Raw genomic sequence first — 22,727 nt, 5'->3', positions numbered from 1 at the left:
CCCCTTCGTATAATTCATAAAAAAATGACAGGTCACTATCTATTTTCAAGTAATGAATTAATTGATATATTAAGAAGTAAAAAAGGGGCAAAAATAATGGATACATGTGCAGATGTTTTAATCGTTATCGATTTACAAAATGGAGTATGTTATAGTGAGGAGCATTTATTTAATTTACAAAATTTACTTACAAAAGTAAATAAAAGAATTTCTTCATATAGAAAATCAAATAAACCAATTCTTTTCGTTCAACATTGTGATGATGATTTAGTACCTGAAAAAGAACTTTGGGCTATTCATTCAGATTTAGATGTTCAAAAACAAGATTTTTTTGTAAGAAAAACACATGCCAATTCTTTTTATAACACAAACTTGAAAGAGATTTTAGATCAATTATCTGTACATCGTATTGAATTTTGTGGTGCTCAAACAGAGTACTGTATGGATACCACGATTAAATTTGCCCATGGACTAGGGTACGAAAACTTCATGGTCCAGAAAGCAACCTCTACGTTAAATAATCCATTTATGTCCGCAAAAGAGACAATTGATTTTTATGAAAATATATGGAACCACAGATTTTTAAAATTGATGAAAGATGAAATCTAGAATACATAACTAACGTCTTGGTAATTCTAAGATTTATCAGCTATATTCAAACATTTCATTTTCACCATAAAGAAGCTGACTACATTCGGCTTCTTTTCTTTTAACCTGTTTTATATTCTATATATAACATTATAATTCCTTTGTCATATTATTTTAAAAATTTTGTATATTCATTTGAAAGAATAAGAAAATCATGATAAAATTGTGTTACAAATATATCTATATCTTTCAATTTTTAAAACGCATCGAAATTTTCACCCAAAAATGTCATTTTACAAAACCGTGCTAAATTATCTACTTTATTTACATCAGGGTCTCTTTTCTTACAATTTCTTTACTTTAGGAATGTTTTTCTGCAACAACTGTTTTCTTTTCTTTAATTTTTTGGTATGTATAGTATGGTATAACAGCTCACACGGAGGTGGAAAAGAACATGTTAGAAACCTTTCAAAAAGAAATAGAACTATATGAAAGCAATGCAGAATTATTGAAAGTACTTGCTCATCCTGTTCGCTTATGTATTGTAAAAGGATTAATTGAACGTGGTCCAAGCAACGTTTCTACAATGTACACTGGCTTAAACATGCCACAATCTACAATTTCACAGCATTTAGCAAAGTTAAAAAGTGCTAAAATCGTTTCAAGTGAAAGAAAAGGATTGGAAATTTATTACAAAGTAGAAAACGAAACAATTATTCAACTCGTTCGCGTATTATTGGGTTAGGGACTCATAGACAGAGAAAAAGGACGTATTTTATATTTTTCATCTCATATCTTTAATATAAATATATATCATGAGAGGAAATATATGATGCTACATAAGTCGTATTAAAAAACAAGACACAGAACTATGCTGTGTCTTGTTTTTTTATATTTTCAAATACCGATCCAAGTGTAACTGTTGCATATGTTTCGTATGTATAACAACATCACATGCACTCCCTAATCCTCCGCTCAAAATCATAGAATGAACTGCACGATTTTGTTTTTGAATTTCAGAAAAAGGATCCCTATCTTGATGATTCGTAAGCAGCTCTAGTATTCCTGCCGCTAACAAAAACTCAGATTGTTTCTTATGCCATACCATATTCATACCTTGCAGGCTAAACATTTCTTTCAGTTCGTCCCAATGAATATGAGTAGTAAGATCCATTTCACCTGGATACGCTAAAGGATTACGAATTAACTTATGCTCGTAATATCCTCGTAAACTACCTTCTTGATGTGCAGGATGCATCCATTCTTCTTTTGTATATCCATAATCAACTGTAATACATAAACCTCGTTGAAACCATTTCACAATTTCTTTTATATATTCTTCCATCGCAATCGGCACTTCAAAACGCTGACCTTCAGCAAGATGAATATTATATTTCAATAAGTATCGACCAATTCTTTTATGTAACGGCCTACATACTTCTGCAAGTTTCCCTTCCTCTGTGTACGTAACACGTACTTCATACAATATTCCATTTCTCTTCTCAATTACTTCAACAGGAAATGCATCAAATAACTCATTCGAAAAAAGAATCCCCTCGAACGATTCTCCCATTTCACTATGCGACGTATAATATGACACATTAGAAAACGAACAAAGAGTTTTTTGCTGCAATTTTCTATGAAAAGGGCTCATTTCAATTATCGAATAGTTTAAATCAATAAAGGTTTCCGGTGATAATTGCTTCCATTCTTGTAAAACATCATAGGCAAACCTTCCTGTCCCCCCACCAATCTCACAAATATGTGGAGCAACTTCACCATTTTCAACAAGACGAATAAAAAACTTAGCAAAGGTTTTTGCAAACACAGAGGATACGTTGCTACTTGTAAAAAAATCCCCTTCTCTTCCTATTTTTTCACGTTCTTTCATATAATATCCATGTTCCTCTGCGTATAATGCGAGGTTCATATATGTACTGTATGAAATTGAATAATCCTTTTCTTTTTCCATCCATTCTTTTAAAATGAGCTCCATCTCCATACTAGCTCCTTACTGTAAAAATGGATTATTTTCTTTTTCAAAACCAATGCTTGTTTCTGGACCATGTCCACATAACACCGCTGTTTCATCAGGTAATACAAATAATTTCTCTTCAATACTTCCAATCAATTCTGCAAAACTTCCACCAGGTAAGTCTGTTCTTCCAATACTCATTTGGAACAATACATCTCCAGAAAATACAGCATTCGCCTCTTTACAGTAATAAGAAATACTGCCTGGAGAATGTCCTGGTGTCTCAAAAATTTCAAAGTTAAATGAACCAATTGCTAATGCACCTTCTGCATCAATAATATGATCTGCTGGTTTTGCTGTAATGCTGCGATTCATCATAAAGATTTGAGAACCATTTACAGTTGCATCGCCTAACCAATCTGCTTCTTCTTTATGTACGTACACAGGAATATGAAAAGCGTCTCTTACCGCATCAACAGCACCAATATGATCAAAGTGAGCATGTGTTAATAAAACAGCCAGTGGCTTTAATTGTTCTTCTTGTAAATATGTAACGAGCTTCTCTCCTTCGTGACCAGGATCAAAGATAATACACTCATTTTGCTCATTCGTTAAAATATAAGCATTTGTTTGTAATGGGCCTAACGGCATTTGTATCCATTTCATATGAAAATCTCCTCCAATTATTAAACTTACTTTCAATGATACAACATTTTTTTCTCTTAGGAAAAGAAAGGATGCTATCTCGACAATCATTTTTAAAACATGTACAATATAAAAGAGTAAATATTCCAAAAACTCATATTAAGGAATGGGTAGACAGAGGAGGATATTGTATGGGCCTTGTTATTATTTTTACGCTTGTCACTCTGTTAGCTGTATTTGCTACGCTTAGAACACTTCGCGAAAAGAATTTTCTCGCGGGCGGCTTTGCAATTGCAACTGTACTCGTTTTCGGATGGTTTACAATCATGACTGTTCTATATAACGGGTACCCACCAGCAGCTTAATTCATTTACATGCTCGTCTTCATCAAGATTTCGCACAAAAAGAGGAAGGGTTTCCCCTTCCTCTTTTCATACTTCACAACTTATATCATCTTCGCTTCGTATTTGTGCTTTTTTACAAGCCAAGCTCCTCCGATAACACCTGCATCATTACCAAGTGTTGCAATAGCTAACTTCGTGCTCTTTACAGCACGTGAGAAAGCATATTGCTCAAAATAGCGTTGAATTGGTTCTAATAGTGCATCTCCAGCTTTAGAAACGCCTCCGCCAATAACGATTTTCTCTGGGTTCAACGTGCTAGAAAGGTTCGCTACAGCTAATCCTAAATAAGAAGCTACCTTTTCTACTACTTCGCCTGCTAGTTCATCACCTTGTCCATGTGCTTCAAATACGTCTTTTGATGTGATACGTCCTTCTTCTGCTAACATAGAACGTAGAATACTTTCTTTATCAGTCTCTTGTATTTTTTGCATAGCAACACGCACAATACCTGTTGCAGATGCTACAGTTTCTAGGCAACCAGACTTCCCGCAATTACATGGGAAAGCATTTTCTGTAACGACTGTAATGTGTCCGATTTCACCAGCAGCACCGCTTACACCGTGTACAATCTCACCATTGGCAATTACACCACCACCAACACCAGTGCCAAGTGTCATACAAATTAAATCTTTTGCTCCTTCACCAGCACCTTTCCACATTTCACCAAGCGCTGCTAAGTTCGCATCATTATCAATAACAACAGGTAATCCTGTTTCTACTTCTAATAAATCTTTTAACGGATAGTTTTTCCATCCTAAGTTAACCGCTTCATAAATCATTCCAGACGCCACGTGTACAGGACCAGGAGCTCCCATACCAATACCGATTAACTTACTTTTTAATTCGCCTAACTCTTCTAACTTTTTATCAATAGCTTTCGCTACATCAAGTGTAATATGTTTTCCTTGCTCATTTGTATTCGTAGGGATTTCCCACTTATGTAAAATTTCACCGTATACATTAATAAATGCTAATTTAATCGTTGTACCACCAAGGTCAACACCAACTAACCATTTCTCTTCCATGTTGCTTACCTACCTTTATCTAATTCTTATTTAGCTCTTTTTGAATTTCTTGCTTCAATAAAAATAAAGCTGTTTGATAGTCTTGTGGATCAATTAGCTGTGATTGATTTAATTCACGCAATTCATCTTGCATTAATTGTAAATCTGCAATTCGATCTCCCGTATAAATAATCGTACCAAATTTCTTTAGCAATTGCTGAATATCATATATAGATACCATTTCATCACCCTCTATGCTCACTTACTATAAAAAATTATAATAAGAAAACGTTCACATATTTTATTATAATCAAGAAGAAAAAGTCTCGTCAATTTTTATTTGTCTATACAAGCCCATTTTTAACCATTGTTCCTTTTTCTGTAATAATTTTTTCTATATTTTGATCAAACGGCTCTATTGGAATATGGTCCACCATTTGAAAACTATAAGCTAATGATAGCGTTTTCCCTTTATAATGCATGAGATAACGATCATAATAGCCACCACCATATCCAATCCGTTCTCCTCGCTCTGTATAAGCTACACCTGGTACAATTTGAAGGTCAATTTCATCTGCATTCACTTCTTCCGTAAGCGCTGGAATTGGCTCACGTAAATTCATATACACTGTTTCTAACTGATCAAAATTGCTAATTTGCCTAAAGGACATCGTTCTTGTTTCTTTATTGCACTTCGGAACAACAACTTTCTTTCCTTCTTCCCAAGCTTTTTCGATAATAGAATATGTATTCACTTCATTTTCCATTGAGAGAGTGATTCCAATTGTTTTAGCTTCAGCCCACTCTTTTTGCGCATACAACGAAAATGCTATTTGCTCTGATAAATTTGTATACCGTTCTCTTGATAAAGAATTCATGTGCTCTATTATTTGTTTACGTAAACGTAGTTTCTCTTCTCTCACACATTTCCCCCCTCACAGTGATACTTTGCTCTACGATGATAGTGTATCACTTTTAAGAGAGGAATCGAATAAAAAAAGAAACAGTAGGAAAATATTCCTACTGCTTACTTTGTTTCACGGTGTAACGTAGACTTCTTGTCACGCTTGCAATACTTTTTAAGCTCGATACGCTCAGCGTTGTTACGTTTGTTTTTCTTTGAGATATAGTTACGATCTCCGCATTCTGTACATGCTAGAGTAATATTCACACGCATTCTTATTTCCCTCCAGTACTAATAACTTAAATCAGACTATACTATAATACCACTTTTAAAATAAAAATTCTACACCTTTTGATATTGTCTAATTTTTTCTATAAGATTTTTCATGTTTTCCCTTGCTATTACTGGGTTTCTAGCATGCGAATACACTAAAAATTTCGGTTGTTTTGTGTCAGAAACGATATAAGACCACTCTTTTTCGGTATATTTGAACTGCACTCCTTCAAATATACCTTCTTCCTTTCTTTCGATATCAGCTAATAATTTCCTCATTACTTTCCCTTTTTCATTCCACGAACATACAACTTCATCACAAAGTAAATAGAGCGGCGGCGATTGCTCTACTATGCTGAGAAAGGTTTTTCCCTGCAATGCTATTAACTCAAATAATTTTCCAATTCGATATAAAATATCTCGCTTCCATCTCGCTTGAAACGATTTTTTTTCATCCTGCGTATAAAACAAAAGGTAACATTCTCCTAATTTCAAAGACATTGGGTAAATATTTCCTGCCGACTCCAGTAATAAATCTGGTATATCTACCTCTTCAAAATTTGTTCCTTGGTAAATATTACTATGATTATCATATAACTCAAAATAATTTCCTTGCTCTGAAAACATAAGCGCCATATTTGCTTTACTTGATTTCATCAAAGCTTTCACATGATCCTTTTGTTCGCCCGCATAAATCCACGTAACTGTGCATCCGAGCCTTTGCAAAAAGAGCATAAGCAAATGTTGTAACATATCATTTCTCTTATTAATAAGAAGATGGAACTTCTGTTTTTTTATTTTCTCAATATCAATACGCTCTAATACAGCCTCTATATAATCATGTAAAGAAACGTGTACTAGCTTATTCCGCCCTATTTCCTTCTCACATGCGTAATAAAACGACTCAGACATATACACTTGTTCTATCGCTTTTTGCTGCTTATACGTTAACTGTGCCCCATCCTTACCATACAACTTTATAACAACCTCTTTTTCCTTTTCCGCTTGAATGAAAACCCCGCCCGCACATTGCAAATCTTGAATGCTGTACTGAAAAAGTGATTCGTTCATTTCTTTGCATTCCATCGTATGAATCCCAATACCATGAATCGCATGAAGAAAAAGATTTTTATAAGAAGTCATTTCTATATGTTCTTGACTCCCGATTAATACACTTTCCCCTTTGGCAAAAAGAGAGCCGTACGCCATCGCAACCTTTACAATAAATTGAGGCGTAATCTCCACATTACCTCTTCCTACAATGCGGCTTTTTTGCAACCATCCTGCACTCTTCTCACTTTCTTGAACACCAGCCGATCCGACTACCGAATGACTGTCAATTGCCTTATATGGCCATAGCTTTCCCTTTTGCTTAATTACCGTACTTTTCCCTATATGGCAATGGTCCGCTACAATGCTTTTTTGAAACAGTGTAACGTCATCTTCTACCATTGTATGTTCTCCTATTGTCGTTTCTAATAACTCACAATATTCCCCAATATGCGCATTTGCAAAAATAATACTTTTTTGAAGATGAGAATAACTTGAAACAACACTATTTTTCCCAATAATAGAGTACGGCTCAATTACAGCACCAGCACCAATTTTTGCTCCCCCTCCAATAAAAGAAGGGCCGTGAATTTTCGTTCCTTTTCCAATCGTTACCCCTTCTCCCATCCATACCATCGGTAATACTTCCGTATATGGAATAGGTACTTGCAATTTTTTCGTTAACAAATCAAATTGGGCTTGTCGATATTGATCAAATGTACCGATATCTAACCAGTAACCTTCTGACAAATATGCAAATAATACATTCTTATCTGCTAATAAGGGAAACACATCTTGACTGAAATCAAAAAATTCTCGGGGCGGTATGTAAGAAAAAATTTCTGGCTCCATAATATATATACCTGTATTTACAATATTAGAGACCACTTCATTCCAACTCGGTTTTTCTATGTATCGTGTAACCTCTTGTTCTTTGTTCATTACAACTAAACCGAATGAGAGTGGATTTTCTACTTCCTTTACAAACATAGTTACCATTCTTTTCTTTTGTTCATGAAACGTAATTCCTTCTGATAATTGAAAATCAGTTAACGCATCCCCACTTATGACAACAAACGTTTCATCCAAAAATTTTTCCGCTTGTTTAATACTCCCTGCAGTTCCAAGCGGTGGAGAGTCTTCAAAGTAGTACAAATTGACGCCCCATTTGCTACCGTCACCAAAATATTGCTTAATGGCCGTACTCATATACTGAACAGTAATTGCAATCTCACGTATACCATGCTGACGTAATAATTCAATATTGTATTCTAAAACTGGCTTTTCTAATAATGGCAACATCGGCTTTGGAGTATTACATGTTAATGGTCTAAGGCGTCGTCCTTTTCCTCCAGCTAAAATAACCCCCTTCATATACTTCAGCCTCCACTTATATAATGTTCAGTAACTTCATATACGATATGTATATTATCTACCCAGCATTAACTAGCAGTATAAAATAAAGTGAAACTTTAATCAGTGGGGGTTTTCTTCATCCCCTACTGATTACTAGCCTTGACCAATCGGGCCGACAGGCAGTAAACTTCCCCTTATATACATTCACCTTTCAACAACTGAAGAAAGCGCTTACTATTAAATTTGTAAAATATTACTTAATAAGCGAATAACATATACGCCCTATTTTTTCCATTATATTATGATACATCTTATCATCATAAACTAAAGGAAACAACGAGCTTTTTTTGTCATGTTTTGACTAAAAAAAGCAGGTGATGTTTCACCTGCTTTTTTCTTTATTCATTTAATAAGTAATGCTTTCCTTTTACTAAATAAAAAACATTTTCAGCAATATTTGTAATATGGTCTGCTACACGTTCAATATATCTCGCTACAAAGGATAACTGTGTAATTTGTGTAATTGCTTCTGGTTGTTCTGGAACTGAAGATATAAATTCACGAATCGCTTTCCCATATATTTCATCAACAGAATCATCCATTTCGGCAATTTGCTTTGCAAAAGTTAAATTTTCTTGCTCATATGCATCTAACGCTAACTGTAACATCTTATTTGCAATCGCAAACATCTCATCAAGATTGTGCAAACTAACCGACACGTCTTTTTCCCCGAGACGAATGGTTGATTTCGCAATATTAACAGCATGATCTGCAATACGTTCTAAATCTGTCGCTGTTTTAATTGAAATGAAAATCCTTCTTAAATCACTTGCTACAGGTTGCTGCTTCGTAATAAGCATAAGCGCAAGATCATTTATCTCCTCTTCTAAATGATCCATACGATAATCACCATCTATTACCTCTAACGCTTTCTCTACATCCTTTTTATGAAGGCCTTCCATAGCAAGCAATAAAGCTTCTCTCGCTAGTTCACCAAGCTCAATCACCTTTTGCTGTAACGTTTTTAAATCACATTGAAATTGTTCTCGTACCATTGTTTCTTCCCCCTCAATATTATGTGCCAATATATATAACTCTCCTACCTAGCCTACTTATAATAAGCCTTAAGATAGGAGAAGTATTACTTCTCTAATTTAAATGAGGTAAAAATAAGAAATACCCTCTGTTAAGAGGGTATTTGCTCTTAGCCTTGCTAGCGACATCAACCGAATCGGCCTGTAATATAATCTTCTGTACGCTTATCTGAAGGTGTCGTAAATAATTTATTTGTATCTGTATACTCCACAACTTCTCCACTTAAGAAGAAAGCAGTTTTATCTGAAATACGCGCAGCTTGTTGCATGTTATGCGTTACGATAACGATACTAAAGTCTTTCTTTAACTCTTGAATTAATTCTTCTACTTTTAATGTTGAAATGGGATCTAGTGCCGATGTTGGCTCATCCATTAAAATAACGTCTGGTTCAATCGCTAAACAACGTGCGATACATAGACGCTGTTGCTGTCCACCAGATAAACCGTATGCATTATCATGCAAACGATCTTTTAACTCATCCCAAATCGCTGCTCCACGTAAACTTTTTTCAACGATTTCATCTAGCGTTTTCTTGTCGCTAATACCATGAATTTTCGGCCCGTATGCTACATTTTCATAAATAGATTTTGGAAATGGATTTGGTTTTTGGAACACCATTCCTACATGTGTTCGTAATTCTTCAACTGGGTATGATTTATCAAATATATTGCGCTCTCTATATTCAATTACGCCTGTAGTTCGCACGATTGGTACTAACTCTACCATACGATTTAATGTTTTTAAGTACGTTGATTTACCACAACCACTTGGCCCGATAATTGCCGTAACTTCATTCTCATGAATGCTTAAGTTAATATCTTTTAAGGCATGGTCTTCTCCGTACCATAAATTTAAGTTTTTCGTATCAAATACTACTTTCTTTGGCGCAGTCTCAATTTTCTCCTCGTTTTTCACCTGTACATTTACTACTGTTGCTACCATTTGAATTCCCCTTTCATCCATTTCCAACTTATTTTCGATTTCGTAACCATAGGACAAATATATTGATCAAGAGCAATAAACCTAACAAAACAATCATCCCAGCAGCTGCTACATACTGAAATTCTTCTTGAGGTCTACTCATCCAATTAAAAATTTGAATTGGTAAAACTGTAAATCTATCAAACATACTAAACGGAACATAATTTGCAAATGCAAGTGCCCCAATAACTAATAACGGTGCCGCTTCTCCAATCGCTCTTGATATCGCTAACGTACAACCCGTTATAATTCCTGGGAAAGCATATGGCAATACAATTCGATACATCGTTTGCCACTTCGTAGCACCTAATCCGTAAGAAGCTTCTAATAATGAGCTTGGTACTGATCGTATCGCTTCTTGACTTGCTACAACAACTGTAGGTAAGACGAGTAAACTCATCGTCAGTGCCGCCGCAATGATACTCTCACCTAAATGAAGAGCATATACAAAAATAGTTAAGCCGAGTAATCCAAATACAACGGAAGGTACTCCTGCTAACGTTTGATTATTAATTTCTATTACCTTTTTAAATATAGATTCTTTCGCATATTGTTCTAAATAAAGAGCAGTTCCGACTCCAAATATAAAGGAGACTGGTATAACAATACTCATAAACAATATTGTTCCTGACAATGCCGCAGCGATCCCAGCTTCTTTCGGATTACGCGAAGCGAAGTTTGTAAAGAACTCTAACGAAAGATAACTTATACCTTTTTCAAAAATTTGAAAAAGCAAAATAAGCAGTATTACTATTGAAAACAAAATAGCTATATAAAATAACGTTTTGTAAACTCGATCTTTTAAAAAACGTGATGCCATATTTTCTTGTATTTTTTTATGATTCAACATTCGCATATTATGTCACCCTCCTAAAACGGCGCATAATAAACTGAGAAATGATGTTCATGATAAAAGTAAATAAGAATAACGTTGCGCCTACAGCGTACATGCTGTAATAAGTAATTGTTCCATGCGGAGCATCACCTAAACTCACTTGCACAATATAAGCCGTTAACGTTTGAATAGAGTGTGTCGGATCGAGCGATACGTTCGGCGTGGATCCCGCTGCAATTACAACGATCATCGTTTCACCGATTGCTCTGGAAGCAGCTAATATAATCGCTGCCATAATCCCTGTAAAAGCCGAAGGAAACACGACTTGTTTTACCATCTCAAACCGAGTTGCTCCAAGTGCTAACGAAGCTTCTTTCGTTCCTTTCGCTACAGCTCTCATTGCGTCTTCAGAGAGAGAGGCAATTGTAGGTATCATCATAACGCCAATCACAACACCTGGACTAATCGCATTAAAAAACTGTAAATCAGGTATAATCCGTTGTAAAAGCGGTGTAACAACTGTTAATGCAAAAAAGCCATATACAATTGTCGGGATACCTGCTAATAGTTCTAACATCGGTTTTAATACTTTTCTTACACTGTTTGAAGCATATTCGCTTAAAAATACGGCACACGCTAAACCGATAGGAATTGCTACGCACATAGCGATTGCTGTTACAAGTACCGTTCCACATATAAGTGGTAATATACCGAATTTAGGATCTTCAAAAAAAGGTAACCATTCTTTCTCTGTCAAAAAGGAGAGCAATGATACTTTTTGAAAAAACATTATTGTTTCATTAGAAAGCGTAAAAATAATTCCAAGTGTCGTCGCAATAGACACGCTAGCAATTATTTTTAGTAATAATGGAACGATTCGATTGATTCGCTGCGTTTTTTTTCTTTGTTTTGTATTTCTTTCAATCAAATGTTGTACAGAAAATGTAATTTGACTTTTGTCATTATAAGCCAAAGATGAAAACCCCTTTCCACCCTGACATTACCTTTTTATTTCTGTTAACATCCGCAGCTGTTCATTGTATTTTTCTTTTGGTAATTTTACATATCCTACCTCTTCAGCGAGATTACCAACATGCTGAATCATAAACTCAATATAATTTGCTACATTCATTTTATTTCGGATAGATGCATGATTCACATAAACAAATAGCGACCTAGATAACGGCTTATACTCACCTGATTGAATGGTATCTTTCGTCGGAAGTACACCATTTACTTTTATTGCTCTCACCTTATCTCGATTGGCCATATAATAAGCATATCCTACAAAAGCAATGGCATTTTTATCATTCATTACCCCTTGCATAATAACTTGATCATCTTCAGACAAAGAGACTTTTTTTACAATGCGACTTTTTTGTAAGATGACATTTTGAAAATAATCATACGTACCAGAGTCTACACCTGGCGCATAAAACTTTACCTGTTCACGTGGCCATGATGAATGAATTTGTGACCATCGCTTTTCACTTTCATCTTCACTCCATAATAGACGTAACTCGTCTACCGTCATATTGTCTACCCAAGTATTTTGACGATTCACAACGATTGTAAGACCATCGTAGGCAACTTCAAACGGTGTAAACTGAATGGAGTTTTTCTTCATTTCATTTTCTTCCACTTGTTTCATTACTCTCGAAGCATTATTTATATCTACTTCTCCTTTACTGAAACGTTTAAACCCTCCTCCTGTTCCAGAAACACTGATGGAAATTTTCACGTTCGGATGCACCTTTGTATATTCCTCCGCTACTGCTTCTATAATAGGAAAAACCGTTGAGGATCCATCAACTCTCACTTCTCCCATTTCATTCACAGCAAATGCAGTAGACGTGCCAACATAAAAGAAACATATCGACAGTATGAAAACTTTAATCGATGCACTTATCCATTTCACGTGTTCTTCCTCCTAGAAGTAACCGGAAATAACAGGATTACAGATATAAGAATACTGCTAAACTATTAATTCGGTTTTAATTGTTTGTAAAAGTTTTGTAAAGTTCCACAAGAATCAACATTAGGTAAATTATTAATCCGTAACCACTGTTCATCTTCACTGAGGATTGGTCCATAAAATCGCTCCCATAGTGAATACATACGTATCATTTGTGAGATCCCTTAAAATTCCGATATGATCTGCTTGTCCACTTTATTAAAACGTATGCATGAACCATAAAAAAAAGCACACTATCTTTTCAGATAGTGTGCTTTTTTAAAACTTTTTTATTCATCATCTTGCTCTTTATTTTTCTTTTTATTATCTATTTCTTCCTTTGTAGCTTCACCATTTTCTATTTTTTTTAAATCAAAGTACGCGTCCATAATGTCACGACTAATATATCCGTTAATACCTGATTTATCATCTACCCAAGGTACAACAACAGAAAATGCTACTTCAGGGTCTTCAAGTGGCGCATAACCTACTAATGTTAAGTTATATGTTTCTTTACGCTCACCGTTTGCTTTTCTACCAATCTCTTTATCTCCGCCATACACAGTTTGAGCTGTACCTGTTTTACCAGCAGCTTTATATGATGCGCCTGTAAAGTATTTCGCAGCTGTACCACCAGACTCATTAAATACTTGTCTAAATCCTTCCTGAACACGTTTAATTTGTGATTCAGGCATATCAATACGGTTTAGTACTTTCGGTTCCATTGAATGAACGACTTTTCCAACTTCACCTTGTTTCGCTTCTGGTTGACGAATTTCTTTTACAACTTGCGGCTGCATACGGTAACCACCATTTGCAATTGTTGAAACATACTGTGCTAATTGAAGTGGTGTATAAGTGTCATACTGCCCAATTGATAAATCTAATAAGAAACCTGGCTGATTTCCTCTACCTGTTTGACCCGCAGATTCATTTGGTAAATCGATACCTGTTTTTACACCAAGTCCAAACTGCCCGAAATAATATCGCATCGTATCAAATGCTTTTTGTGGTATATCTAACGTACCACCTTTCACATATTGAACACCTGCGATATTCATCGCTGTTTTAAACATATATACGTTAGAAGACATTTTTAATGCTGTTAAATCATTAATGTATCCCATCGTCTTCCACGAAGATTTTTGTGGCGTTCCCTTTAATCTGATTGGTTCATCAAGTTGAACTGAACCTGGTTGAATGGCACCTGTCTGATACCCAGTAAGTACTGTCGCACCTTTTACAGTTGATCCCATCGGATAAGAACTTGTCATCGTTCCTAATGCGAAATCTTGCACTTTCGTTTCGCCATTTTCTTCTACTAACTGTTTCCCTGCCATAGATAAAACTTCACCATTTTTTGGATTCATCATTACAACGAATGCACGATCTAAAAGAGGTTGTCCCCCTTTATATCTCAATAAATTTTTCGTGATAATTTCTTCTACACGCTTTTGTAATTCCATATCAATTGTTAAATTCAGATTGTTACCACTTTGCCCTTTTGATACATTAATCGTTTCTAAAATATTACCGTTTTTATCCGTAATATTTCTCACTTCCGCTTTATTACCGTGCAAACTATCTTCATATTGCTGCTCAAGATAACTTTTTCCTACGCGGTCATTTCGGTTATAATCACGAACAAGATAGTAATCTAGTCTTTCTCTCGGTAAACCTTCATCAGACGTTGACACCCCGCCAAGTACACTTCGGAATAGATCATCATAAACGTATTTTCTATCCCAATCAACATTCGTATCTACACCCGGTAATGCTGCTAGATTTTCACTAATAATAGCATATTCTTGTTCTGTAGCATCCTTTTTAATGACTTGTGGCGTCATCGCATATCCGCCGTCCATTTTGCTTTTAATCGCTAGTACTTCTAAATCTTTTGCGGATAATTGATTCACTTCTTCTTCCGTCACGCGATTTCGTTGACGCTCATCTAATTCTTTATCGTCAATTTTTTTATCTTTAAACTCTTGACGATCTTTTTTCGTAATTTTTTCTTGCGCTTCTTCTTTATGAATAGCAAGCCAATAATCTTTTTTATCGCGATCTGTTAATTTATCTGTCGGTACTTCAATCAAATCTGCTAATTTTTTCGCTGTTTCTAAGCGAGCCTCTGCAGTTGATCCTTTCATTTTTGTAAATGTAATCGTACGTACAGCTGCATTATCTACTACAGGTCGCCCATAACGGTCAAATATTTTCCCACGTGGTACAGGATTACTTATCGTCGAGTTTTCTTTCCTCTCCACTTCATTCTTATATTCCTCACCGCGAACAATTTGTACATAACCAAGCCTTACAATAACCGCGGAGAACATTAAAAACACGCAGAAAAACAGCACGTTTAACCGAAAAGGAACGTGAGTCTTTTTCTTTTGTTGTTTCTGTTTCTTGCCCATACAAACCCCCTCTACCAACAGCTATGTAATTTGAAAGGGACACCTTCATACAGGTGTCCTCACTGCTGTCTTACATCTTTTTCTATTCTAGCATAAAACAAACGATAAGTTAACCTTCTGGTTCTGTTTGATTCTGCGTGGTTCCTTGTGCTACAACACTTGTGTTCCCTGCATTTCCTTCATCATATTTGACATTTTTAACTGCAAAATAAATAAGAAAATGTCCAGCACCTAAAATACATAGTAAGAAAGGTAAACTCTTTTCAGGCGGAAAGAATAATACAGCACATAAAAAACTTAAAACTGAACAAATTCTCCCAGCATTTAACCATAATTCTCGGACAACAACATACTCTACACGCCACTCTCTCGCATTTTTCGCTCTACCAATTACATCATATGTCATCGATCCATATGGAACGAGTAAAATAGGGTATGCAATCGCAATGCATGCTGCATAAATAAGTAATTTTGTGTATGTAACATTGAATATAACTAAAAATACGACAGCATATAAAATAATGCCTCCAAGTAAAATTGCTTTTTTTCGCCACTCTTTCTTTAACATACGAGCAACTAAATAGTAACATACAAATGATACAGCAGAATTTACTAAGCTATATTTCCCTAATGCAAGCTCACTATCAGTTGCTAAGTACACGTATACTGAAATAACAAAAATGAATGTTCCCTCTCTCAATCCTTGGAAAAAATGAGCACGTGTAATTCTCCCCCAATTTTTATCAATCCGTCGCTCTTTCAAAACTTGTGTAACCTCATAACGCCCTTCACATTCTCTCTTAGATACAAAAAAGCTTAAAACGACAGCAATTGCAAATAACAGTAACGAGAGGAAGAATATGACCGTATAACCACTCCACTTCTCCATACGTGAAATTGTGTATCCAGCTGCTATCGGTCCAATCATGCCAGAGAAGGATGTAAGAAGCCCAAGAAACCCGTTAAAGAAATCTCTTGTTTCTGGTTCTGTAATCTCAAATGTTAATAAGTTAAACGCGAGCCAGTAAAAACCATATCCGACTCCTAAAAGAGCCCCCATTAATAAAATATAGTGAGAAGCGCTTTTTCCCGCTACTAAAACAACGATAAAAAAAATTGCTAACGTGCCTACGCCTATTCGTAACAAGATCGAGCGATCAATACGCTTCGCTAATTTCCCACCTATAAGAAATGTGAGGGGCTGCAATACAACGCTGGCCAAATTATACAAGCCGAGATTCACATAATTTTGTGTTTGTTTCCATAAATAAATGTTAACAAACGTATTCGATAAAGAAATTGCGAGCGTGTATAAACCTCCAATAAAGAGTAATAACACTAAATCCCGATTCACTTCAACGTCACCAATTATATGTTTCCACTTCATACACAACTCTCCTTTACTTCATGTTCTAGTCTTCCAAAGACAAGCCCAATTATGTAAAAGGAAAGCATAGAAAAAAGCTAGGAGCATTCTCCTAGCTTTTTCTATCGTTATTACAATTATTTTGCTTCTTGGTAACGTTTTTCAGCAGCGTTCCAATCTACAACGTTCCAGAATGCACCGATGTAGTCTGGACGACGGTTTTGATAATTTAAGTAGTAAGCATGTTCCCAAACATCTAAACCGATAACTGGAGTTTTACCTTCAGTTAGAGGAGAATCTTGGTTTGGCGTGCTTGTTACTTCTAACTCACCATTATTTACTACTAACCAAGCCCAACCAGAACCGAAGCGAGTTGCGCCAGCTTTTGCGAATTCTTCTTTGAATGCATCGAAGCTACCGAATTTCGCTTCAATTGCAGTTGCAAGTTCGCCTACTGGTTGTCCGCCGCCGTTTGGAGATAAGATCGTCCAGAAGAATGTGTGGTTAGCATGTCCGCCACCATTGTTACGTACTGCTGTACGGATTGCTTCTGGTACTTCGTTTAAGTTTGCAACTAATTCTTCTACGCTTTTGTCAGCTAATTCTGCATGACCTTCTAAAGCAGCGTTTAAGTTTGTGATGTACGTGTTATGGTGTTTTGTATGATGGATGTTCATTGTTTCTTTGTCAAAGTGAGGCTCTAAAGCATCATACGCATAAGGTAAATTTGGTAATTCGTGTTTTGCCATTGTTATATTCCTCCCAGTTTATGTATTGCCACTTAAGTGACATACAACTACATTCTACCCTAATTGCCATAGGGTGCAAACAAATAAATCACATTGTCTTGCTATCATTAAAGTAGCAAAATTCCCACTTCTTTTCAATTAAAATGCTCATATATTTCATAAAAAAAGCCCCCTTCTACAAGGAAGCTTCCTACTGACATAATAAACACGTGAAATGGATATGGACCCTGTAGGACTCGAACCTACGACCGGACGGTTATGAGCCGTCTGCTCTAACCAGCTGAGCTAAGGGTCCACAATTATGTATGTAACAATACATCAAATAAAGGAATTCCTATCGGATATATCCTTTAAGAAATGTAAGATAAATTTACCATATAGAAAAGAAAAGTGTCAATTGTATTTTTCTCATTTAAAAGAAGAAAATTAATAAAAAGAAATTTAGTTATCTCTACTATATGTAAATATAATATATCTTGAGATTCCCTAGATTCCTACGTTACAATGATTTTATACATACATAAAGGAAGTGAATCTATGTCCATATTTACCCAATTAGTCAAAAGCGTATATTCGCCTAAAGATATGGCGCTATTCCGTTTTCAAAAAATCGGAAAAACCATTTTGTATATTATGCTACTTTGTCTAATCACTACTATTCCAAGAACATTCTTTTACGGTAGCTTTATCCAAGATAGTGTTACTATGGTAAATCAAGCAATTGAAAAAGATTTACCTGATTTTAAAATCGAAAATGGTGAACTAAAAGCTGATATTGAACAACCTATTCAAAAAGAAGAGGGAGATGCTCTTTTCGTATTTGATCCAAATACAACAGATATCGAAAAGTATCAAAATAAAACTGGTTTATTTATTTTAAAAGATAAAGTAGTTTCTATAGGAAATGGCCAGACGCAAACATACTCCTACAATGATTTATTAGGGACATCTCTTGAGAAAAAAGATTTGCAAGATTTCATTTCTGTATTCGATAGTATTTATCCAATTTTACTAGCTGTTATCGGAGTCTTAGTATATCTATTCCAATTGTTCATTACTTTCTTAGGAATTACTTTACTTGCGTTTATCGGTTCTGCTATGAGTGGTCAACGTAAATTATCTTATAAGCAAGTATGGACGTTAACTGCCTACAGCTACACAATTCCAACAATCTTCTTTATGATTATGGATTTATTCAAAATCGTTGTACCTGGCTCAACATTCATTTATATCGCAGTTGTTTTAATTGTTCTATACTTAACAATTAAAGAAGTTCCAAAACCGAACGAAAAAAATGCCTAAATAGGCATTTTTTTTTTGGACAAGCATATATTCCTAGCAAAGGAGTGAAGAATATGAAGAGATTAGGTATATTCTTATTCGTGCTTGTTCTTGGTTATATATTTTATTACGATATAAAAATCGGCACTTTACCGATGTTAAGTTCATATAAAAAGACAAATGCGGCCGAAACGATAAAACAAGAAAGTACAAATACAAAACAAAAGAAAGAAAACAAGGCGGAAAAAGAAACAGATGTCACTTATAAAACAATTGAAGTCAAAACAGGTGATACGGTTCTTTCCATTACAGAAGCGATTAATAAGAAGAAAATTCCTTCTATCGAAAAAGTAATTGATGATTTTAAACAATTAAATAAAAATACAACTGCTACAAAAATACAACTTGGAAAGTCTTATAAATTCCCGTTATATCAATAAGCAATCACTTAATCCTTGTCAATTACATAAAGGCGCTGATACAATAGTAAAAGTGAAACCGAGCACTTCGGTTTCTATAGCCCTGTATCACGTATACTATCATTGATATAAGGGACTAAATAAGAAACTTCTTTTATAAGGAGAGCGATCTATTCGTGAATGAAATGACTCATCGTACAAAAACACGTCCAGTTAAAGTCGGTAATTTAACAATTGGCGGTAATAATGAATTAATTATACAAAGTATGACAACAACAAAAACACATGATGTTGAAGCAACAGTTGCTGAAATTAAACGTTTAGAAGAAGCTGGTTGTCAAGTCGTGCGTGTTGCTGTTCCAGACGAACGCGCAGCAAATGCTATTGCTGATATTAAAAAACAAATCAACATTCCGCTTGTTGCTGATATTCATTTTGATTATCGCCTTGCTTTAAAAGCAATTGAAGGCGGCATTGATAAAGTACGTATCAATCCAGGTAACATTGGTCGTCGCCATAAAGTAGAAGCTGTTGTAAATGCAGCAAAAGAACGTGGTATTCCAATCCGTATCGGTGTAAACGCAGGTTCATTAGAGCGTCACATTTTAGAAAAGTACGGATACCCAACTGCAGATGGTATGGTTGAGAGCGCCCTACATCACATTAAAATTTTAGAGGACTTAGATTTCCATGATATTATCGTATCTATGAAAGCCTCTGATGTTAACTTGGCAATTGAAGCATACGAAAAAGCTGCACGTGCTTTTGATTATCCACTACATTTAGGTATCACAGAATCTGGAACGTTATTTGCAGGAACTGTAAAAAGTGCCGCTGGTCTTGGAGCAATCTTAAGTAAAGGCATCGGAAATACACTACGTATTTCATTAAGTGCTGACCCAGTTGAAGAAGTAAAAGTTGCGCGTGAACTATTAAAGTCATTCGGCCTTGCATCTAATGCAGCAACACTTATTTCTTGTCCAACTTGCGGTCGTATTGAAATTGATTTAATTAGTATCGCTAATGAAGTGGAAGAGTACATTTCTACACTACAAGTACCAATTAAGGTTGCAGTACTTGGCTGCGCTGTAAATGGTCCTGGTGAAGCTCGTGAAGCTGATATCGGTATTGCCGGCGCGCGCGGAGAAGGACTATTATTCCGCAAAGGGCAAGTCGTTCGTAAAGTACCAGAAGAAATAATGGTAGAAGAACTGAAAAAAGAAATCGACGTAATTGCTGCTGAAATGGCTGCTGAACGAGAAAAAGAAAAAGAAACACAAGAACAATAAAAAGAAGGTTGCCCACAACATTTGTGAGCAACCTTCTTTTCTACGTAAAAAAGCTCGTCAGTTATAGAACTGACGAGCTTTTACTTTGCACATTTTGGACAACGGCCATATATTTCAAACTTATGACCAGTTACTTCATAACCGTTAAAATCTTTATTCATAAAATCCATCGGGCAAGAAGTAATCTCTTTCGTCCCTCCGCAATCTAAACAAATAAAATGATGATGATGTTCCATAATAGAACATGTAAAACGAAAATGTTTTTCACCGTTTAATTCCGTTTGTTCTAAAACACCGATTTCAGCAAACACCGTTAAGTTACGATAAATCGTGTCAAAGCTAAGACCTGGATAATCATCCTTCATATGCTCTAGAACGTCCTTCGCCGTTAAATAACGATTGTGAGCTGCAAATAACCTGAGCATTTCTTCCCTTTTCCCAGTATGTTTGTATCCTTTATCTTTCATTAGGCGTAAAGCTTCTGTTAGATTCATATCTATCCCTACTTTATGCAGTTTTTTTCTTTTTCCATAAAATCGCACCAATTAAAATAAGAACCGCTATCATAACAATTGTACCACCTGGTGCTAAATCAAGTTGATACGAAGCAAACATTCCACCAATTACTGCAATTTCACCAAATAAAATGGAGAAGAAAATTGTTTGTTTAAATCCATTCGCAATACGAATACTTGCTGCAACTGGTAACGTCATTAATGATGATACGAGAAGAACCCCCACTACACGCATTGATACCGCAATGACAAGCGCAACCAATATAATGAAAATAAAGTGAATCCACTTTGCACTCAAACCGGTTGATACAGCGTATTCCTCATCGAAAGATAGTAAAAACAGCTCTTTGTATAATAAAGTAATCGTTACAATAACAACAATTGCTACAATGCCAATGATTATTAAATCCGTACTTGTTACAGCACTTACACTCCCAAATAAATAACTAAATAAATCTGTGTTAAATCCATTTGCAAGTGATATAAAAATAACGCCAATTCCCATTCCTGCTGAAAGAATAATCGGAATCGCTAATTCTTGATAATGTTTATATACAGTACGTAGTTTTTCAATAAGTAACGCTCCACCCATAGAAAAAATCATACCCATATATAAAGGATTTAAAAATCCCCCTGTGAAAATTGTTTTTTCTAGTAATAAACTTGCAGCAATACCCGATAATGTCACGTGACTTAACGCATCTGCAATAAGCGACATACGACGAATGACAACAAATACACCGATAAGTGGCGCAACAAGTCCTATTAAAATCCCTGCATATAAAGAGTTACGTAAAAAGTCATATTGTAAAAAATCTTGTATCATTATATCCTCCCGTGATGCTCATGCTCGTGTTCTAAACGATGAACATGATGTCCATATAAGACGGACATTTCTGCATCTTCTAACTCTCGGAACTTCTCTACATTTCCATGGAAATGTAAATGTTGGTTTAAGCATGCAACATGTGTTACTTTCTCGGTAACAGCTCCCATATCATGCGTAACGAGAATTAATGTGATTCCTAACCTCTTGTTTAAATCCTCTAATATCTCATAAAAACTTTCTACATTCTTCACATCGATTCCAACAGTAGGCTCGTCCAAAATAAGTAATTCAGGATCACTAACGAGCGCACGAGCAATAAATACACGCTGTTGTTGTCCACCAGAAAGTTCTCCGATATTGCGCCCTTGAAACTCACTCATTCCTACATCAGCAATCGCTTTTTCTACCTTTTCCTTATCGCTTTTCGTGAAAAAGCGAAATAGCCCTTTTTTCGAAACGAGTCCCATTGACACAACTTCAAACACAGTTGCCGGAAAACCAGAATTAAAGCTATTTGCCTTTTGCGACACATAACCAACTTTGTTCCATTCTTTAAACTTCTTACTATCAACACCAAACAAACGAATACTTCCCTGTTTTGGCTTTAAAACGCCTAATAAACATTTTAGCAACGTTGATTTCCCAGAACCATTTGGTCCAACTAAACCTAAAAAAGCTCCCTTCGGAACTTGCAAATTTATATCTTCTAACACATTTCGATCTTCATATCGAAATGATAATCCTTCTATTTCTAATATATTGTTCATAGCATCTCACCTATTTTAATTCAGAATGAT

At 35.4% G+C, this 22,727-nt stretch carries 25 protein-coding genes and 1 tRNA gene; 6 read left to right on the top strand and 20 right to left on the bottom strand.

Annotation, left to right across the window (positions count from 1 at the left end):
• Positions 1 to 96 precede the first annotated feature (96 nt).
• Together AC0NJG_RS05255 and AC0NJG_RS05250 are read left to right on the top strand one after the other, a co-directional pair.
• Positions 97 to 609 carry a cysteine hydrolase family protein gene (locus AC0NJG_RS05255; RefSeq protein ID WP_087954285.1) on the top strand — a complete coding sequence of 171 codons (513 nt, stop codon included), beginning with the start codon at positions 97 to 99 and terminating at the stop codon, positions 607 to 609.
• A gap of 433 nt (positions 610 to 1,042) precedes the next feature.
• Positions 1,043 to 1,333: an ArsR/SmtB family transcription factor gene (locus AC0NJG_RS05250; protein WP_000894375.1), complete on the top strand. Its 291-nt coding sequence runs from the start codon at positions 1,043 to 1,045 to the stop codon at positions 1,331 to 1,333.
• 144 nt (positions 1,334 to 1,477) lie between these two features.
• On the opposite strand, the gene AC0NJG_RS05245 is transcribed toward AC0NJG_RS05250, so the two are convergent.
• Together AC0NJG_RS05245 and AC0NJG_RS05240 are read right to left on the bottom strand one after the other, a co-directional pair.
• Complete coding sequence (locus AC0NJG_RS05245; protein WP_474062908.1) at positions 1,478 to 2,590, bottom strand: class I SAM-dependent methyltransferase; 1,113 nt, start codon at positions 2,588 to 2,590, stop codon at positions 1,478 to 1,480.
• 9 nt (positions 2,591 to 2,599) lie between these two features.
• Positions 2,600 to 3,229 carry an MBL fold metallo-hydrolase gene (locus AC0NJG_RS05240; RefSeq protein WP_000871248.1) on the bottom strand — a complete coding sequence of 210 codons (630 nt, stop codon included), beginning with the start codon at positions 3,227 to 3,229 and terminating at the stop codon, positions 2,600 to 2,602.
• Between the two features lie 170 nt (positions 3,230 to 3,399).
• On the opposite strand from AC0NJG_RS05240, the gene AC0NJG_RS05235 reads away from it, so the two are divergent.
• Complete coding sequence (locus tag AC0NJG_RS05235) at positions 3,400 to 3,573, top strand: DUF2759 domain-containing protein (protein ID WP_000524853.1); 174 nt, start codon at positions 3,400 to 3,402, stop codon at positions 3,571 to 3,573.
• 80 nt (positions 3,574 to 3,653) lie between these two features.
• Here AC0NJG_RS05235 and glcK read toward each other — a convergent pair whose 3' ends face one another.
• The 15 genes from glcK to AC0NJG_RS05160 all read right to left on the bottom strand — a co-directional run bounded on the left by glcK (position 3,654) and on the right by AC0NJG_RS05160 (position 17,892).
• Positions 3,654 to 4,637 (bottom strand): glucokinase, encoded by a 984-nt coding sequence (glcK, locus tag AC0NJG_RS05230; RefSeq protein WP_000391706.1) that lies wholly within the window; start codon positions 4,635 to 4,637, stop codon positions 3,654 to 3,656.
• 19 nt (positions 4,638 to 4,656) lie between these two features.
• Positions 4,657 to 4,857 carry a YqgQ family protein gene (locus AC0NJG_RS05225; RefSeq protein WP_000253699.1) on the bottom strand — a complete coding sequence of 67 codons (201 nt, stop codon included), beginning with the start codon at positions 4,855 to 4,857 and terminating at the stop codon, positions 4,657 to 4,659.
• A gap of 103 nt (positions 4,858 to 4,960) precedes the next feature.
• Positions 4,961 to 5,539, bottom strand: coding sequence for a 5-formyltetrahydrofolate cyclo-ligase (locus tag AC0NJG_RS05220; RefSeq protein ID WP_087954283.1), 579 nt, complete (start codon positions 5,537 to 5,539; stop codon positions 4,961 to 4,963).
• A 104-nt stretch (positions 5,540 to 5,643) separates the two neighbouring features.
• Positions 5,644 to 5,793, bottom strand: a complete 150-nt coding sequence (gene rpmG, locus AC0NJG_RS05215; RefSeq protein ID WP_001265616.1) for a 50S ribosomal protein L33 — start codon at positions 5,791 to 5,793, stop codon at positions 5,644 to 5,646.
• Positions 5,794 to 5,862: 69 nt separating this feature from the next.
• Entirely contained in the window at positions 5,863 to 8,217 is a 2,355-nt protein-coding gene (locus AC0NJG_RS05210) for a sugar phosphate nucleotidyltransferase (protein WP_087995404.1), read from the bottom strand.
• A 380-nt stretch (positions 8,218 to 8,597) separates the two neighbouring features.
• On the bottom strand, positions 8,598 to 9,254 hold the full coding sequence (phoU, locus tag AC0NJG_RS05205) for a phosphate signaling complex protein PhoU (protein ID WP_071726941.1): 657 nt from the start codon (positions 9,252 to 9,254) through the stop codon (positions 8,598 to 8,600).
• Positions 9,255 to 9,421: 167 nt separating this feature from the next.
• Positions 9,422 to 10,237 carry a phosphate ABC transporter ATP-binding protein gene (gene pstB, locus AC0NJG_RS05200; RefSeq protein ID WP_000226683.1) on the bottom strand — a complete coding sequence of 272 codons (816 nt, stop codon included), beginning with the start codon at positions 10,235 to 10,237 and terminating at the stop codon, positions 9,422 to 9,424.
• A gap of 28 nt (positions 10,238 to 10,265) precedes the next feature.
• A complete protein-coding gene (gene pstA / locus AC0NJG_RS05195; RefSeq protein ID WP_001242551.1) occupies positions 10,266 to 11,132 on the bottom strand; it encodes a phosphate ABC transporter permease PstA in 867 nt (288 codons plus the stop codon).
• Between the two features lies 1 nt (position 11,133).
• Positions 11,134 to 12,084 carry a phosphate ABC transporter permease subunit PstC gene (pstC, locus tag AC0NJG_RS05190; RefSeq protein ID WP_048550844.1) on the bottom strand — a complete coding sequence of 317 codons (951 nt, stop codon included), beginning with the start codon at positions 12,082 to 12,084 and terminating at the stop codon, positions 11,134 to 11,136.
• 27 nt (positions 12,085 to 12,111) lie between these two features.
• Complete coding sequence (gene phoX / locus AC0NJG_RS05185; protein WP_474062907.1) at positions 12,112 to 13,029, bottom strand: phosphate ABC transporter substrate-binding protein PhoX; 918 nt, start codon at positions 13,027 to 13,029, stop codon at positions 12,112 to 12,114.
• A 65-nt stretch (positions 13,030 to 13,094) separates the two neighbouring features.
• The gene (locus AC0NJG_RS05180) at positions 13,095 to 13,238 is read right to left on the bottom strand and encodes a hypothetical protein (RefSeq protein ID WP_474062906.1); all 144 of its coding nucleotides are present in this window, start codon (positions 13,236 to 13,238) and stop codon (positions 13,095 to 13,097) included.
• 117 nt (positions 13,239 to 13,355) lie between these two features.
• Positions 13,356 to 15,482 (bottom strand): peptidoglycan D,D-transpeptidase FtsI family protein, encoded by a 2,127-nt coding sequence (locus AC0NJG_RS05175; RefSeq protein WP_087954280.1) that lies wholly within the window; start codon positions 15,480 to 15,482, stop codon positions 13,356 to 13,358.
• A gap of 109 nt (positions 15,483 to 15,591) precedes the next feature.
• Entirely contained in the window at positions 15,592 to 16,869 is a 1,278-nt protein-coding gene (locus AC0NJG_RS05170; protein ID WP_474062905.1) for an MFS transporter, read from the bottom strand.
• 116 nt (positions 16,870 to 16,985) lie between these two features.
• Complete coding sequence (sodA, locus tag AC0NJG_RS05165) at positions 16,986 to 17,597, bottom strand: superoxide dismutase [Mn] (protein WP_001052031.1); 612 nt, start codon at positions 17,595 to 17,597, stop codon at positions 16,986 to 16,988.
• A gap of 221 nt (positions 17,598 to 17,818) precedes the next feature.
• A tRNA-Ile gene (locus tag AC0NJG_RS05160) sits at positions 17,819 to 17,892 on the bottom strand.
• A gap of 242 nt (positions 17,893 to 18,134) precedes the next feature.
• Between AC0NJG_RS05160 and AC0NJG_RS05155 the strand changes: the two genes are divergently transcribed.
• The 3 genes from AC0NJG_RS05155 to ispG all read left to right on the top strand — a co-directional run bounded on the left by AC0NJG_RS05155 (position 18,135) and on the right by ispG (position 20,586).
• On the top strand, positions 18,135 to 18,899 hold the full coding sequence (locus AC0NJG_RS05155) for a DUF1189 domain-containing protein (protein WP_000021910.1): 765 nt from the start codon (positions 18,135 to 18,137) through the stop codon (positions 18,897 to 18,899).
• Between the two features lie 53 nt (positions 18,900 to 18,952).
• On the top strand, positions 18,953 to 19,318 hold the full coding sequence (locus AC0NJG_RS05150; protein WP_143881540.1) for a hypothetical protein: 366 nt from the start codon (positions 18,953 to 18,955) through the stop codon (positions 19,316 to 19,318).
• Between the two features lie 164 nt (positions 19,319 to 19,482).
• Complete coding sequence (gene ispG / locus AC0NJG_RS05145; RefSeq protein ID WP_011040674.1) at positions 19,483 to 20,586, top strand: flavodoxin-dependent (E)-4-hydroxy-3-methylbut-2-enyl-diphosphate synthase; 1,104 nt, start codon at positions 19,483 to 19,485, stop codon at positions 20,584 to 20,586.
• 80 nt (positions 20,587 to 20,666) lie between these two features.
• Here the strand turns inward: ispG and AC0NJG_RS05140 are convergent, their stop codons facing one another.
• From AC0NJG_RS05140 to AC0NJG_RS05130, 3 genes are read right to left on the bottom strand one after another with little or no spacing between them, the layout of a single operon-like run.
• Entirely contained in the window at positions 20,667 to 21,080 is a 414-nt protein-coding gene (locus AC0NJG_RS05140) for a Fur family transcriptional regulator (RefSeq protein WP_001054512.1), read from the bottom strand.
• Positions 21,081 to 21,093: 13 nt separating this feature from the next.
• Positions 21,094 to 21,927: a metal ABC transporter permease gene (locus tag AC0NJG_RS05135; RefSeq protein WP_000613827.1), complete on the bottom strand. Its 834-nt coding sequence runs from the start codon at positions 21,925 to 21,927 to the stop codon at positions 21,094 to 21,096.
• Positions 21,927 to 22,697 carry a metal ABC transporter ATP-binding protein gene (locus AC0NJG_RS05130; RefSeq protein WP_001059655.1) on the bottom strand — a complete coding sequence of 257 codons (771 nt, stop codon included), beginning with the start codon at positions 22,695 to 22,697 and terminating at the stop codon, positions 21,927 to 21,929. The genes AC0NJG_RS05135 and AC0NJG_RS05130 overlap by 1 nt, the downstream gene beginning before the upstream one ends.
• Positions 22,698 to 22,727: the final 30 nt, after the last annotated feature.

The sequence above is a fragment of the Bacillus sp. SSR7 genome, from assembly GCF_055902415.1.
The sequence above is the reverse complement of the archived record's forward strand: the minus strand, read 5'-3'. Positions and strand labels throughout refer to the sequence as shown.

Coding starts and splice junctions, on each gene's coding strand:
- AC0NJG_RS05255 (WP_087954285.1), top strand. CDS start 97: ATGGATACATGTGCAGATGTTTTAATCGTTATCGATTTACAAAATGGA.
- AC0NJG_RS05250 (WP_000894375.1), top strand. CDS start 1,043: ATGTTAGAAACCTTTCAAAAAGAAATAGAACTATATGAAAGCAATGCA.
- AC0NJG_RS05245 (WP_474062908.1), bottom strand. CDS start 2,590: ATGGAGATGGAGCTCATTTTAAAAGAATGGATGGAAAAAGAAAAGGAT.
- AC0NJG_RS05240 (WP_000871248.1), bottom strand. CDS start 3,229: ATGAAATGGATACAAATGCCGTTAGGCCCATTACAAACAAATGCTTAT.
- AC0NJG_RS05235 (WP_000524853.1), top strand. CDS start 3,400: ATGGGCCTTGTTATTATTTTTACGCTTGTCACTCTGTTAGCTGTATTT.
- glcK (WP_000391706.1), bottom strand. CDS start 4,637: ATGGAAGAGAAATGGTTAGTTGGTGTTGACCTTGGTGGTACAACGATT.
- AC0NJG_RS05225 (WP_000253699.1), bottom strand. CDS start 4,857: ATGGTATCTATATATGATATTCAGCAATTGCTAAAGAAATTTGGTACG.
- rpmG (WP_001265616.1), bottom strand. CDS start 5,793: ATGCGTGTGAATATTACTCTAGCATGTACAGAATGCGGAGATCGTAAC.
- AC0NJG_RS05210 (WP_087995404.1), bottom strand. CDS start 8,217: ATGAAGGGGGTTATTTTAGCTGGAGGAAAAGGACGACGCCTTAGACCA.
- phoU (WP_071726941.1), bottom strand. CDS start 9,254: ATGGTACGAGAACAATTTCAATGTGATTTAAAAACGTTACAGCAAAAG.
- pstB (WP_000226683.1), bottom strand. CDS start 10,237: ATGGTAGCAACAGTAGTAAATGTACAGGTGAAAAACGAGGAGAAAATT.
- pstA (WP_001242551.1), bottom strand. CDS start 11,132: ATGCGAATGTTGAATCATAAAAAAATACAAGAAAATATGGCATCACGT.
- AC0NJG_RS05180 (WP_474062906.1), bottom strand. CDS start 13,238: ATGATACGTATGTATTCACTATGGGAGCGATTTTATGGACCAATCCTC.
- AC0NJG_RS05175 (WP_087954280.1), bottom strand. CDS start 15,482: ATGGGCAAGAAACAGAAACAACAAAAGAAAAAGACTCACGTTCCTTTT.
- AC0NJG_RS05170 (WP_474062905.1), bottom strand. CDS start 16,869: ATGAAGTGGAAACATATAATTGGTGACGTTGAAGTGAATCGGGATTTA.
- sodA (WP_001052031.1), bottom strand. CDS start 17,597: ATGGCAAAACACGAATTACCAAATTTACCTTATGCGTATGATGCTTTA.
- AC0NJG_RS05155 (WP_000021910.1), top strand. CDS start 18,135: ATGTCCATATTTACCCAATTAGTCAAAAGCGTATATTCGCCTAAAGAT.
- AC0NJG_RS05150 (WP_143881540.1), top strand. CDS start 18,953: ATGAAGAGATTAGGTATATTCTTATTCGTGCTTGTTCTTGGTTATATA.
- ispG (WP_011040674.1), top strand. CDS start 19,483: ATGACTCATCGTACAAAAACACGTCCAGTTAAAGTCGGTAATTTAACA.
- AC0NJG_RS05140 (WP_001054512.1), bottom strand. CDS start 21,080: ATGAATCTAACAGAAGCTTTACGCCTAATGAAAGATAAAGGATACAAA.
- AC0NJG_RS05135 (WP_000613827.1), bottom strand. CDS start 21,927: ATGATACAAGATTTTTTACAATATGACTTTTTACGTAACTCTTTATAT.
- AC0NJG_RS05130 (WP_001059655.1), bottom strand. CDS start 22,697: ATGAACAATATATTAGAAATAGAAGGATTATCATTTCGATATGAAGAT.